This window comes from Pseudomonas sp. ICMP 8385 (genome assembly GCF_002699915.1).
In the GTDB taxonomy this organism is placed as follows: Bacteria; Pseudomonadota; Gammaproteobacteria; order Pseudomonadales; family Pseudomonadaceae; genus Aquipseudomonas; species Aquipseudomonas gessardii.
Genome location: NZ_LKBY01000124.1, coordinates 1 through 13,748 on the forward strand (window position 1 = coordinate 1; position 13,748 = coordinate 13,748).

Here is a 13,748-nt window from a genome sequence, read left to right on the forward strand (position 1 = left end):
CTCGTCGAATTGATTGTTTTTTGATCATTTGGCGAGTTTAAAAGTTGCGCTAGGTGGTATGCCGGGGAAATACATGGCTACTTCAGACCATCCTTAGAGCTCACTCTAATGCCCCGGGCTTCACCCGCTGGGGTGGAGGAAGAATCCTGAACGGGGGGAAGTGTCACTAAGTTATTCACGTTCGAAATGGTCATAATGTTTCACGTCTCTGTGTTTGAATGTATGTCCCGAACTCGAATGGGGTGGTTTATCGCTAGTGCGATAATTAAGTATTCCACGGGCGTCTTTTTATTTGCCAGTGTCGGTATGTTTCTAATATTTGCGTTTTTATTGTTGTGTTGAAGTTTGGTTTTGGGGGGGAAGGGCGACGTAGGATAAATGGGGAGTTGTAAAGGAGGTTTATATAGACACAAACGCACTCGATAATCTTCGTACGGGGAATGGAGGTTAATACCCTCCATTCCTCATGACTTCAATCAGAGCCGAAAGCGCCCCACCATCCCATTCAAATCCACCGCCAGGCGCGACAACTCATTACTGGCTGCACTGGTCTGGCTGGCGCCGGTGGCCGATTGCACCGACAGGTCGCGGATGTTCACCAGGTTGCGGTCCACTTCCCGGGCCACTTGCGCCTGTTCTTCGGCGGCGCTGGCGATCACCAGGTTGCGCTCGTTGATCTCGACAATCGCGCTATTGATGGTATCCAGGGACATGCCCGCGCCTTTGGCGATGTTCAATGTGGATTCGGCGCGCTCGGTGCTGTTGCGCATCGAGTCCACGGCCTGTTCCGTGCCGACCTGGATGCTGCCGATCATCCGCTCGATTTCGCTGGTGGACTGCTGGGTGCGATGGGCCAGGGCCCGTACTTCATCGGCAACCACGGCAAACCCGCGCCCGGCTTCCCCGGCCCGTGCGGCTTCGATGGCGGCGTTGAGCGCCAACAGGTTGGTCTGGTCGGCCAGGCCGCGAATCACATCCAGTACCTTGCCGATATCCCGCGACTCTTCGGCCAGGGCGCCGATCAGGGTGGCGGTGCCCTGCACGTCGCCGCTCATGCGCTCGATGGCGCTGACGGTCTCTTGCACCAGGTCGCGGCCATCGCCGGCTGAAGCGGTGGCGTTCTTCGAGGCTTCGGAGGTGCTGACGGCATTGCGCGCGACTTCTTCGACGGCGCTGGTCATCTCGTTGACGGCGGTGGCGGCCTGCTCGATCTCGTTGTTCTGCTGGGTCAGGCCACGGGCGCTTTCGTCGGTGACGGCGTTCAGCTCTTCGGCAGCCGAGGCCAGTTGGGTGGCCGAGCCGGAGATGCGTTGCAGGGTGTCGCGCAACTTCTCCTGCATCTTGTGCATCGCCAGCAGCAGGCGGCCGGCTTCGTCGTCGCCATCGACCTTGATCGGCTGGGTCAGGTTACCGTCGGCAATCTTCTCGGCAGCGCTCAACGCCTGGGCAATCGGCAGGGTGATGCTGCGGGTCAGCAGCCAGGCGAACAGCACGGTCAGCGCCGTGGCCAGCGCCAGCAAGGCCACCACCAGGTTAAAAGCCGCATCATATTGCTCGGCGGCTTTCTGGTTGCTGTCGTTGGCCATCGAATTGTTGATGTCCAGCAGGCGCGTCAGGACGGCATTGACCGCCTCGGAGTTGTTCAACAACTCGGTGTTGAGCAAGGTGCGCAGCTCTTCGGTCTGGTTGTTGCGCGACAGGCTCCTCATCCGCTCTTCGATCTGGCGGTACTGGCCCAGCAGGCGTACGTACTCGTCATAGGCCGAGCGTTCTTCGCGGCTGTCGATCAGTTTTTCATACACACCCTGGGCGGCACGGATCTGCTGGTTACGCAGTTCAAAGGCTTCCAGGGTTTTTTGCTGCACGTCCGGTTCGCGGTTGGTCAGCAGGCGATAGGACAGCACGCGCAGGCGCAGGGTCAGTTGGGTGAAATCATCGAGGGCGCGAATGCTCGGCACGCTTCGCAGGGTGATGTTTTCGGTGGCGCCCCGGATCTTGCCCATCTGGTTCAGGGCAAAAATACCGAGAAACAACATCAGCGCACCAATGCACGCGAAGCCGAGAAACGCACGTGGCGCGATATTCATATTACGAAGAGACATGCAGTGGTCCTGGGATAGGCGCGATCCGTGCGGCGTTGAGGCGGGGTAAGCCTGACCTATCGGACATACGACTAAAGTCTTGAGGGGGTGCGCGCTTTTGTCGCACCCGCTGCGCATTGGAATGGATTGAGGAACCAGATGGCGTAAATACAGTCACTAAGGCTCTACAGCGTGGCCTGGCCCATGAAATCAAGGCTGCGCGCCAGGATATCCCTGGCTTCCACGGTGATTTTTCTTTATCGTCACCGCCCTTTGAAAAAGCCCGAGAATTCAAAATGTTAGAAACATCCCTCAGCCAACTGGAACAACTGGTCAGTGACCTGGTGCAGCAGAATCAAGCATTGCTGGGTACCAACGAATCCCTCAAGGCGGAACTGGCCCGCGCCAAGGATGAGAACGACAGCCTGCAACTGAACCTGATGGAGCAGGAAGAAAAGCAGGGCGCCACCGCAGCCCGTATCCAGGCGTTGGTTGAGCGTGTGAGCGCAGGTCCTGTCAGCGCATGAATGACGGGATAAAGGTCGTTTCGATTCTCGGTGAGGATTACTCGATCAAGGCCCCGGACGGGGAGGACAACACCCTGCTCAAGGCCGTGACCCTGCTCAAGGCGTCCCTGGCCACCACCAAGCAGAAGTACCCGACCCTGATCGGCGATAAACTGCTGGTGCTGGCGGCGCTGAACCTATGTGCCGAGCAGATCGACATGCAGCAGCGTCACCAGCAGGAACTCGATCGTTACCAAGAGCAAGTCAGCGCCACGGTCGACGTCATTGCCAAGGCCATCGGCCAGCCCTGATCAGAACCATTCATCCTGCATGGCCAGGCACGTATCGTCCCGTGCCTGCAGGATCGACAGTTCATGATGGCAGCCCGGCACTTCCCAGGTCAGGAAGTACCGGGCCGCTTGCAGCTTGCCTTTATAGAAGGCGACATCTGCCGCATTGCCCTTGCTCAAGCCTTCTTCGGCGTGGATCGCCTGTTCCAGCCAGCGCCAGCCAATCACCATATGCCCAAACACTTTCAGGTACAGCGCCGAGTTCGCCAGGCTGCTGTTGACCTTGCCCTGGGCGAGATCCGTCAACAGCCCCAGGGTCACGCTTTGCAGGCGTGCCACCAGTTGTTCCAACGGTTCGCGCAATGCCGTGAGTGATGGATAGGCCTGGGCCCGTGCGCCGGTCTCGGCGATCAGGCGGATCAACTGCTTCAACCCCGCGCCGCCATTTTGCCCGAGCTTGCGCCCCAACAGGTCCAGGGACTGGATACCGTGGGTGCCTTCGTGGATCGGGTTCAGGCGGTTGTCGCGGTAGTACTGCTCCACCGGGTAGTCGCGGGTGTAGCCGTGGCCGCCGAGAATCTGGATCGCCAGTTCGTTGGCCTTCAGGCAGAACTCCGAGGGCCAGGATTTGACGATCGGGGTCAGCAGGTCCAGCAGCTCATGGGCCTGCTGGCGCCCGGCCTCGTTGTCCAGGGTGGTGGTGTCATCGAACAGCCGCGCCGCGTACAGGCCGAGGTCGAAAGCGCCCTCTACATAGGCTTTTTGCGTGAGCAGCATGCGTTTGATATCCGCGTGCTGGATGATCGACACCGGCGCGGTGTTCGGGTCCTTGCTGTCCGGCAGGCGGCCTTGCGGGCGTTCCCGGGCGTATTCCAGGGAGTACAGGTAACCGGCGTAACCGAGCATCACCGCGCCCATGCCAACGCCAATCCGCGCTTCGTTCATCATCTGGAACATACAGGCCAGGCCCTGGTGCGGCTTGCCCACCAGATAACCAACACACTCGCCGTTATCGCCGAAGTTCAGCGCCGTGGAGGTGGTGCCGCGCCACCCCATCTTGTGGAACAGCCCAGCCAGCACGACATCATTGCGCGGGCCCAGGCTGCCGTCGTCATTGACCAGGAACTTGGGCACGATAAACAGCGAAATGCCCTTCACCCCGGCAGGCGCATCCGGCAGTTTGGCCAGCACCATGTGCACGATATTTTCCGACAGCGGATGATCGCCGCCGGAGATAAAGATCTTGTTGCCCTTGAGGCGGTAGGTGCCGTCCGCCGCGGGCTCGGCGCGGGTGCGCAGATCCGACAGCGACGAGCCAGCATGGGGCTCGGTCAAGGCCATGGTGCCGAAGAACCGGCCTTCGATCATCGGTTGCAGAAAACGCCGCTTTTGCTCCTCGCTGCCAAAACTCTCGATCAGATTGGCCGCGCCCATGGTCAGGAACGGGTACGAGGTGGAGGCCGCATTGGCTGACTGAAAGTGCGCAAAACAGGCCTGGGACAGCAGTGTCGGCAGTTGCATGCCACCGGCTTCAAAACTGCGCGCCGCATTCAGAAAGCCGGCTTCGAGGAAGGCATCCACGGCAGGTTTCACCTCCGGGATCAGGATCGCCTGGCCGTCTTCGTAGCGCGGTTCGTTTTCGTCGCCCTTGCGGTTGTGCGGGGCGAAGTACTTTTCGGCGATGGAGCGGGCGGTGCCGATGGCGGCATCGAAGGTTTCGCGAGTGTGTTCGGCAAACCGCTCGCGCTGGGTCAGGCCCTCGGCATCGAGGACTTCGTACAGCTCGAAAGCCAGATTGCGGGAACTGAGGAGCGTCTCGGACATGGCGGCTTACCTATGTGGGAATAGGCCGCAGTCTAAGTGCGCGAATAGAGGCGCGATAGCAAGATTGATCTGGGTGATGGAGCAGCAAAACAAAGGCTGGATACACAAGATCGTTCCCACGCTCTGCGTGGGAACGCCTCTTGCGACGCTCTGCGTCGCGGACGCGGAGCGTCCTGGGCGGCACTCCCACGCAGAGCGTGGGAGTGATCGGTGGACTAGCCGATGGTCATCAAGCTGGCATTACCCCCTGCCGCAGCCGTGTTGACGCTCAACGCCCGCTCGATCACCAGGCGCTCCAACGCAATGTTGGTTTCGCCCGAAGACAGGCCATTGACCCCGACAATCGCGCCACTGCGCTGCGCCACTTGCTGGCAAACCCCACGCAGTTGGTCGCCATCGCCATGGTGCAGGACGGCGTCGAAGATCACTTCGTCCTTGGTCCAATCGGCTACACGCTGGATCTTCGCCTGAACTTCCTTCGGCAGCCGTGGGAACAGCGCCTTGGTCAGGTCAGATTCCGGCCACACCGCCGAGCTGCCTACGGCCAATACCGCCGACAGTTGTGCCAGCAGGTCGCCTTCCACATCCGCCAGGCACAGGACGTGCTCGCGGGGCAGGATGGCGTAGCTGTTGCGCTCGCCGGTCGGGCCGGCCAGCAGGCGGGTGATACCACTTTGCGATTGCGCGGCGAACTGGCTGCACAGGACGCTCAGGTCGCTGAACTTATGGCTGTCGGCCCAGGTTTTGAGGGCGGTCAACGGTTGGCTCATGGCGTCACGCAGGCGCACATCCGGTGCGGCCAGTGCATCACCCCGTACGAAGGATTGCTCGATCGCATCGGTAGGACGAGTCGACAGCAGGCGGTACAGGTACAGCGGGCCACCGGCTTTCGGACCGGTGCCCGACAAGCCTTCGCCACCGAATGGCTGCACGCCGACCACGGCGCCGACGATGTTGCGGTTGACGTAGACGTTACCGGCATGGACGTTGTCGATCACCTTGGCGATGGTCTCGTCGATACGGGTGTGCACGCCCAGGGTCAGGCCATAGCCGGACGCATTGATCTGGCCGATCAACTGGTCGATTTCCTTACGCTTGTAACGCACCACGTGCAGGACCGGGCCGAAGATCTCCCGTTGCAGCTCGTCGAAGCTTTCCAGCTCGATCAGGGTTGGCATCACGAAGGTGCCGCGCTTGATTTCTTCGCTGTCGGCAATCGCCACCTGGTACACAGTGCGGCCTTTGTCGCGCATGGCCTGGATGTGTTTCTCGATGCCCGCCTTGGCTTCGGCGTCGATCACCGGGCCGATATCCACGGACAGGCGCTCCGGGTTGCCCAGGCGGCATTCGGCCATGGCACCCTTGAGCATTTCGATGACGCGGTCTGCCGAATCTTCCTGCAGGCACAGTACACGCAGGGCCGAGCAACGCTGGCCGGCACTGTCGAAGGCCGAGGACACGACGTCGATCACCACCTGTTCGGTCAGGGCCGAGGAGTCGACGATCATCGCATTCTGGCCACCGGTCTCGGCGATCAGCGGGATCGGGCGGCCCTGGGCATCCAGGCGCCCGGCGACATTGCGTTGCAGCAGGCGCGCCACTTCGGTGGAGCCGGTGAACATCACGCCTTTGACGCGATCATCGCCCACCAGGCGGGCACCGACGCTTTCGCCTTGGCCCGGCAGCAGTTGCAGCACGCCTTCAGGAATGCCGGCTTCCAGCAGCAGGCGCACGGCTTGCGCGGCGACCAGCGGGGTTTGTTCGGCCGGCTTGGCCAGTACCGGGTTACCGGCGGCCAGTGCCGCGGCGACTTGGCCACTGAAGATCGCCAGCGGGAAGTTCCATGGGCTGATGCACACCACCGGGCCCAGGGGGCGGTGGGCGTCGTTGGTGAAATCGTTACGGGCCTGCACCGCGTAGTAACGCAGGAAGTCCACGGCCTCACGCACTTCGGCGATGGCGTTGGCGAAGGTCTTGCCGGCTTCACGGGCCAGCAGGCCCATCAGTGGCTGGATCTCGCCTTCCATCAAGTCGGCGGCCCGTTCCAGGATCGCGGCGCGTTCGGCCGGCGGGGTGGCCTGCCAGATCGGTGCGGCATTGAGGGCGCACTGGATCGCGTTATCGACGTCTTCGACGGTGGCTTCCTGGACATGGCCGACCACATCACGCAGGTCGGAGGGGTTCAACACCGGCACAGCGGCTTGATTGCTGGAGGCGCAGCCGAGCATCGGCGCGGCCTTCCAGTGGTTGTGCGCAGTGGCCAGCAGGGCGCAGGACAGCGAGGCCAGGCGGTGTTCGTTGGCCAGGTCGATACCGGCCGAGTTGGCGCGCTCGCTGCCATACAGGTCACGCGGCAGCGGGATACGCGGGTGCGGCAGGCCGAAGCCGCCTTCCAGCGTCGCCATCTGCTCGATGCTGGCCACTGGATCGGCCACCAGCTCCTGGATCGAGATGGATTGGTCGGCGATCCGGTTGACGAACGAGGTGTTGGCGCCGTTTTCCAGCAGGCGACGCACCAGGTAGGCCAGTAGGGTTTCGTGGGTGCCGACCGGAGCGTACACGCGGCACGGACGGTTCAGCTTGCCTTCGGAAACCTTGCCTACAACCTGTTCGTACAGCGGTTCACCCATGCCGTGCAGGCACTGGAACTCGTACTGGCCGGGGTAATAGTTCTGGCCGGCAATATGGTAGATGGCCGACAGGGTGTGGGCGTTGTGCGTGGCGAACTGCGGGTAGATGACTTCCGGGACTGACAGCAGCTTGCGTGCGCAAGCGATGTAGGAAACGTCGGTGTACACCTTGCGGGTGTACACCGGGTAGCCTTCCAGGCCTTCGACCTGGGCGCGCTTGATCTCGCTGTCCCAGTACGCGCCTTTTACCAGGCGGATCATCAGGCGGTGACGGCTGCGGCGTGCCAGGTCGATCACGTAGTCGATCACGTACGGGCAGCGTTTCTGGTAAGCCTGGATCACGAAACCGATACCGTTCCAGCCGGTCAGTTGCGGCTCGAAGCACAGGCGCTCGAGCAGGTCCAGGGACAGCTCCAGGCGATCGGCTTCTTCGGCATCGATGTTCAGGCCGATGTCGTATTGCTTGGCCAGCAGGGTCAGGGACAGCAGGCGCGGGTACAGCTCGTCCATGACGCGCTCGTACTGGGCGCGGCTGTAGCGCGGGTGCAGGGCCGACAGCTTGATGGAGATGCCCGGGCCTTCATAAATCCCACGGCCGTGAGAGGCTTTGCCGATGGAGTGAATGGCTTGTTCGTACGAGGCCAGGTACTTCTGTGCATCGTGTTCGGTGAGTGCGGCTTCACCGAGCATGTCGTAGGAATAGCGAAAGCCCTTGGCTTCAAACTTGCTCGCATTGGCCAGGGCTTCGGCGATGGTTTCGCCGGTGACGAACTGCTCGCCCATCAGGCGCATGGCCATGTCGACGCCCTTGCGGATCATCGGCTCGCCGCTCTTGCCGATGATGCGGCTCAGGGACGAGGTCAGGCCGGCCTCGTTGTGGGTGGCGACCAGCTTGCCGGTCAGCAGCAGGCCCCAGGTGGCGGCGTTGACGAACAGCGACGGGCTGTTGCCCAGGTGCGGCTGCCAGTTGCCGGTGCTGATCTTGTCGCGGATCAGCGCGTCACGGGTGCCCTTGTCCGGGATCCGTAGCAGGGCTTCAGCCAGGCACATCAGGGCCACGCCTTCCTGGGACGACAGGGAAAACTCCTGCAGCAGGCCCTGGACGATACCGGCACGGCCGCCGGCGCTCTTCTGGTTACGCAGTTTTTCGGCAATCGAGGCGGCCAGCTTGTTGGTGGCCTCGGCCATTTGCGCGGGCAGGCGGGCCTGCTCGATCAGCATCGGCACCACTTCCGGCTCGGGGCGGCGGTAAGCGGCGGTGATCGAGGCGCGCAGCACCGATTGCGGCAGGATGCTCTCGGCAAATTCGAGGAAGCACTGGTGGGCGTGGTCGTTCTGCACCTCGCCAGCGTCGTCTGCGTCCTTGAGGCCTGAACCGTTGAGCTCGGTCAGGGTTGCACCACCCTCGAGTTTCTCCAGGTAATTGAAAATTGCCTGCTTGATCAGCCAGTGCGGCGTGCGATCAATGGAGGTCGCGGCGGCCTTCAGGCGTTCGCGGGTCGGGTCATCGAGTTTGACCCCAAGGGTGGTCGTAGCCATATTTTTATCCTCATGGGTGCCACTACTGCGTGGCATCAGCTGGCGGCAAGATTAGCTTCGCACAGTACGAGGTGCAACCGGGTGCAACCCATTTTCTTCATGAAATCCGCGTTGCTCGTCAGAAATCATTTTCACTCGACGGAATCGGCTTGGTATTGGTGCATTTGCTTCTGGATTTGGCTGTTCTTGCTCCGAAAAGGAGCAAAAACCTGCCGTTTGCCGAAAAACGCGCACAGGTGCAACTAATTCTCACGAAACTGGTTGCACCTTATTTGCTTTGTTGAATAGCATTCGCGCCCAAGGTGCAACCATCTGCAAAGTTCGGTTCATCGGCTGATGGCTTTCCTGGGGAAACGTCAGTCATAAATGCGCGGCACGCAGTTTCGTCTACAAACGACTCTTTTGTAGATGGGCTGACAGACCGCCGCTACATAAAAACAAAGCCAGGGCGTAACTCAATGAGCGTAAGTAATCCAACCCTGATCACATTTGTGATCTACATCGCGGCAATGGTGCTGATCGGTCTCATGGCCTATCGCTCCACCAATAACCTTTCCGATTACATCCTCGGTGGTCGCAGCCTCGGCAGCGTCGTCACCGCACTCTCGGCTGGCGCCTCGGATATGAGCGGCTGGTTGTTGATGGGCCTGCCAGGTGCCATCTACATGTCGGGCCTGTCGGAAAGCTGGATCGCCATCGGCCTGGTCGTCGGTGCTTACTTGAACTGGCTGTTTGTGGCCGGTCGCCTGCGCGTGCAGACCGAACACAACGGCGACGCCCTGACCCTGCCGGACTACTTCTCCAGCCGCTTTGAAGACAAGAGCGGCCTGCTGCGGATTATCTCGGCAGTGGTGATCCTGGTGTTCTTCACCATCTACTGCGCCTCCGGCATCGTGGCCGGCGCCCGTCTGTTTGAAAGCACCTTCGGCATGTCCTACGGGACTGCGCTGTGGGCCGGTGCCGCGGCGACGATTGCCTACACCTTCATTGGTGGTTTCCTGGCAGTAAGCTGGACAGATACCGTACAAGCCACCCTGATGATCTTCGCGTTGATCCTGACGCCGATCATCGTGCTGCTGGCCACCGGCGGTGTCGATACCACGTTCCTGGCCATCGAAGCGAACGATCCAACCAACTTCGACATGCTGAAAAACACCACCTTCATCGGCATCATCTCGCTGATGGGCTGGGGCCTGGGCTATTTCGGCCAGCCGCACATCCTGGCGCGTTTCATGGCGGCGGATTCGGTCAAGTCGATTGCCAAGGCGCGTCGTATCTCCATGACCTGGATGATCCTGTGCCTGGCCGGCACCGTGGCGGTCGGCTTCTTCGGTATTGCCTACTTCTCGGCACACCCTGAAGTCGCCGGTCCCGTGACCGAAAACCCTGAGCGTGTGTTCATCGAACTGGCCAAGCTGCTGTTCAACCCATGGATCGCTGGCGTGCTGCTGTCGGCCATCCTGGCTGCCGTGATGAGCACCCTGAGCTGCCAGTTGCTGGTGTGCTCCAGCGCCCTGACCGAAGACTTCTACAAGGCTTTCCTGCGCAAGGGCGCGTCCCAGCTTGAGCTGGTATGGGTCGGCCGGATCATGGTGCTGGTGGTGGCGTTGATCGCCATCGCCATGGCCGCCAACCCGGAAAACCGTGTACTGGGCCTGGTGAGCTACGCCTGGGCCGGCTTCGGCGCTGCGTTCGGTCCTGTGGTCCTGATCTCGGTACTGTGGAAAGGCATGACCCGCAACGGCGCACTGGCCGGGATCCTGGTCGGCGCGATCACCGTGATCGTGTGGAAACACTTCGAGCTGCTGGGCCTGTACGAAATCATCCCAGGCTTCCTGTTCGCCAGCCTGGCGATCTACTTCGTGAGCAAGATGGGCGCCCCGACTGCCGGTATGGTTGAGCGCTTCACGGCTGCCGAGAAAGACTACAACCTCAACAAGTGAGGCGTTCATGTTGGCCTTGATGGCCCGCTGAACTGAAAAAAGGCCCGCATCCCTGGATGGCGGGCCTTTTTTTTCGGTGCGACGGTGGCGGTTGTCTTGTAGGGGTTTACTGAATTCCCTGCAGCGCACGCAGCTTGGCAAATGGCTGGTGCAGAATCCCAGGCCCTTCACTTGCAGAGAAACACCGGATGTTCGCTCCTGCCAACCACCCTGCGTTTAACCTGACCGTCGATGGCCAGCCCAGTGACCTCAAGGTCCTGGCGTTCAGGGGCGAGGAGGCTATCAGTCAGCCCTATTGTTTTGACCTTGAACTGGTCAGCGAACAGCCGGACCTGGATCTGGAGAGCCTCCTGCATCGCCAGGCCTTCCTGGCATTCGATGCCCAGGGCCATGGTATCCATGGGCAGGTCCAGCGGGTGGCGCAAGGTGACTCGGGCCGGCGCCTGACCCGTTATCAACTGAGCCTGGTGCCGCAGCTGGCCTACCTGCAACACAGTGCCCACCAGCGCATCTTCCAGCACAAGACGGTGCCGCAGATCGTCAGCCTGGTGCTGGAAGGGCAGGGTATCCAGCGCGATGCCTTTGAATGGCGCCTGGGCGCGACCTATCCCGAACGTGAATACTGCGTGCAGTTCGATGAAACCGACCTGGCGTTTATCCAGCGGCTGTGCGCCGAACTGGGGATTCACTATCACTTCCAGCATTCGCCGGACGGGCACCGGCTGGTGTTCGGCGATGACCAGACGGTGTTTGCCCAGGCCGGGCAGCCGACGAGCTATGCGCCGGGCTCGGGGATGGTGGCGGCAGCGCCGGTGATCAAGCGTTTCACGCTGCGCCTGGAGGCACGGACCACCGGGGTCAACCTGCGCGACTATGATTTTCGCAAGCCGCGCCTGGTGCTGGAAAGCGCCGCCCTCGGTGAGCAACTGCCGGCGCTGGAGGCCCAGGGCTACCCTGGGCATTTCACCGACCGTGCCCATGGCAAGCACCTGGCGCAACGGGCGCTGGAGCGCCAGCGCAGCGACCAGCGCCAGGCCCAGGGCGAGAGCGATCAGCCGGCACTGGTCAGCGGGCAGTTCCTCACACTGGCCGACCATCCGCGCCAGGAGTGGAACGGCCTGTGGCTGGTGACACGGGTAATCCACCAGGGCCGACAGCCGCAAGTGCTGGAAGAGTCCGTTGGCGCGGTGGATGAGCAGGGCTACCGCAACGAGTTCTTCGCCACGCCCTGGGATGTACCGTTTCGCCCGCCACTGCCTGCGGCCAGGGCGCCGATCGGCGGTTATCAGAACGCTGTGGTCACTGGGCCTGTGGACAGTGAAATCCATTGCGATGAGTTCGGCCGGGTCAAGGTGCAACTGGCCTGGGATCGTCACGGCCAATACAACGAACATGCCAGTTGCTGGCTGCGGGTTGCCAGTGCCTGGGCCCATGAGCATTACGGCAGCGTGGTGATCCCGCGGGTGGGTATGGAAGTGCTGGTGGGCTTCGTCAACGGCGATGTGGACATGCCGCTGGTGCTCGGCTGCCTGGCCAATGGCGCGACGCCGGTGCCCCTCGACCTGCCGGCGGACAAGACCCGCAGCCTCTTCCGCAGCCAGAGCAGCCCCGGAGGTGGCGGCTATAACGAGCTGCGTATCGAAGACCGCAAGGGCGCCGAGGAGATCTACCTGCGTGCCCAGCGTGACTGGACCCAGCATGTGCTCCACGATTTGCGCCTGCAGGTGGATCACCAGCGCCATGTGCAGGTGAGTGGCGAGTCGCACCACGAGTTGCACGGCCAAGAGCAGCGCATTACCCACGGCAACCGGCTGACGGAACTCAAGCAGGACGATCATCTGCTGATCGCGGGCCAGCAGCAGGTGCAAGTGGCGCGCTATTCGTTACAGGCGGGCCAGCAGATCAGCCTTGGCGCGGGCCAGCAAATGGTGGTCGACGGTGGTGCCAGCCTGACGCTGCAAGCCGGTGGGCAGTGGATCACCTTGTCGGCCGGGGGGATTTTCAGCAGTACACCGATCCAGCAGGGTGGCGCGCCGTCGGCGGCCGTGGCGCCATCACCCTTGCGCCCGGGCGTTCAGGAAACGCTGCTGGCGGCGTTGGCAGCGCCATTGAGTGCCGCGCAGGTGTTCAGCCTCAAGCGCAGCGCGCCGTTCTGCGAGGAATGTGAGCGCTGCAAGCAGGGTGTCTGTGAGACCCCGCAACATCGAGTGGGAGGCGTGCGATGATGACCCCGCGTGAGTGGCTGGCCCGGGAGCCGTTGCAGGCCGGCGAGCAGTTGTTCGTCATCCTGGCCAGCACCAGCGAGTGCCAGCCGGTGGCGGCCTGGCGCCAGGCGGATGGCGGGCCGCTGAGCCCGGTGTGGGCTGGCAGCGAGTACGCGGCCTGGGCTGAAGTCATGCCCTATGTGGCGCTGGTCAGCGACAGCAGTGGGTTTCTCGACTGGGTGGCTGAATGCGCCGCGACCGATTGGGGCTGGCTGGGCGTTTCCTCCAGCCCGCTGCCCACGGTGGTCGAGCATCTCGCCAGCCTGACCAAGGTGCGTTTGCCCGAGGGGCAGGAGGTGTTTTTCCGCTTCTGGGAGGGTGGTTATCTACTGCCGATCCTGCACGCGCTGGGGCCTGGGGCGGGGGAGCTGCTTGCGGTATTTCGACGCTACTGGATCAACGGCCAGCTTCATGAAGTGCCGGCTACGGTCGTGGGGACGGCGAGGAAAAGCCCCTGGTGGGAGGTGCCCGCCACGTTACTCAAGCAGCTTGGCGAGCAGTCCAGCGTGACCCTGGTGGACAACCTGCTGCAATGGCTGGCCCAAGAGCACCCCGACCTGCACGACGCCTTCGCGCCAGCGACCTTGCAGCACAAGGTCGCGTATTTTGTGCGCCCGCCCTACGCCGGGCAGCAGGCCTTGGTGGCCCATCTGGCTGGCGAGCGGGGTTGA

General features: G+C 62.0%; 9 protein-coding genes and 1 pseudogene. 6 read left to right on the forward strand and 4 right to left on the reverse strand.

The window, feature by feature from the left end:
• Positions 1 to 476: 476 nt before the first annotated feature.
• Together AO268_RS34030 and AO268_RS34035 are read right to left on the reverse strand one after the other, a co-directional pair.
• A complete protein-coding gene (locus AO268_RS34030; protein ID WP_415756551.1) occupies positions 477 to 1,349 on the reverse strand; it encodes a methyl-accepting chemotaxis protein in 873 nt (290 codons plus the stop codon).
• A gap of 30 nt (positions 1,350 to 1,379) precedes the next feature.
• A pseudogene (locus AO268_RS34035) lies at positions 1,380 to 2,219 on the reverse strand (MCP four helix bundle domain-containing protein); the annotation flags it as partial.
• A 158-nt stretch (positions 2,220 to 2,377) separates the two neighbouring features.
• Here AO268_RS34035 and AO268_RS24210 point away from each other — a divergent pair.
• Both AO268_RS24210 and AO268_RS24215 read left to right on the forward strand, forming a co-directional pair.
• A complete protein-coding gene (locus AO268_RS24210; protein ID WP_029299225.1) occupies positions 2,378 to 2,608 on the forward strand; it encodes a hypothetical protein in 231 nt (76 codons plus the stop codon).
• Positions 2,605 to 2,898, forward strand: coding sequence for a cell division protein ZapA (locus AO268_RS24215; RefSeq protein WP_076961759.1), 294 nt, complete (start codon positions 2,605 to 2,607; stop codon positions 2,896 to 2,898). Before AO268_RS24210 ends, AO268_RS24215 begins: the two co-directional genes overlap by 4 nt.
• On the opposite strand, the gene AO268_RS24220 is transcribed toward AO268_RS24215, so the two are convergent.
• Together AO268_RS24220 and putA are read right to left on the reverse strand one after the other, a co-directional pair.
• Positions 2,899 to 4,701, reverse strand: coding sequence for an acyl-CoA dehydrogenase (locus tag AO268_RS24220; protein WP_099170096.1), 1,803 nt, complete (start codon positions 4,699 to 4,701; stop codon positions 2,899 to 2,901).
• A gap of 215 nt (positions 4,702 to 4,916) precedes the next feature.
• The gene (putA, locus tag AO268_RS24230; RefSeq protein ID WP_099170097.1) at positions 4,917 to 8,870 is read right to left on the reverse strand and encodes a trifunctional transcriptional regulator/proline dehydrogenase/L-glutamate gamma-semialdehyde dehydrogenase; all 3,954 of its coding nucleotides are present in this window, start codon (positions 8,868 to 8,870) and stop codon (positions 4,917 to 4,919) included.
• Between the two features lie 29 nt (positions 8,871 to 8,899).
• Here putA and AO268_RS24235 point away from each other — a divergent pair, with 29 nt between their 5' ends.
• The 4 genes from AO268_RS24235 (at position 8,900) to AO268_RS24250 (ending at position 13,748) form a co-directional block, all read left to right on the forward strand.
• Positions 8,900 to 9,154, forward strand: a complete 255-nt coding sequence (locus AO268_RS24235) for a hypothetical protein (RefSeq protein WP_090412817.1) — start codon at positions 8,900 to 8,902, stop codon at positions 9,152 to 9,154.
• Between the two features lie 174 nt (positions 9,155 to 9,328).
• Positions 9,329 to 10,813: a sodium/proline symporter PutP gene (gene putP / locus AO268_RS24240; RefSeq protein ID WP_076961762.1), complete on the forward strand. Its 1,485-nt coding sequence runs from the start codon at positions 9,329 to 9,331 to the stop codon at positions 10,811 to 10,813.
• Between the two features lie 188 nt (positions 10,814 to 11,001).
• Positions 11,002 to 13,038: a type VI secretion system Vgr family protein gene (locus tag AO268_RS24245; RefSeq protein WP_099170098.1), complete on the forward strand. Its 2,037-nt coding sequence runs from the start codon at positions 11,002 to 11,004 to the stop codon at positions 13,036 to 13,038.
• Positions 13,035 to 13,748, forward strand: coding sequence for a DUF4123 domain-containing protein (locus tag AO268_RS24250; RefSeq protein ID WP_099170099.1), 714 nt, complete (start codon positions 13,035 to 13,037; stop codon positions 13,746 to 13,748). Before AO268_RS24245 ends, AO268_RS24250 begins: the two co-directional genes overlap by 4 nt.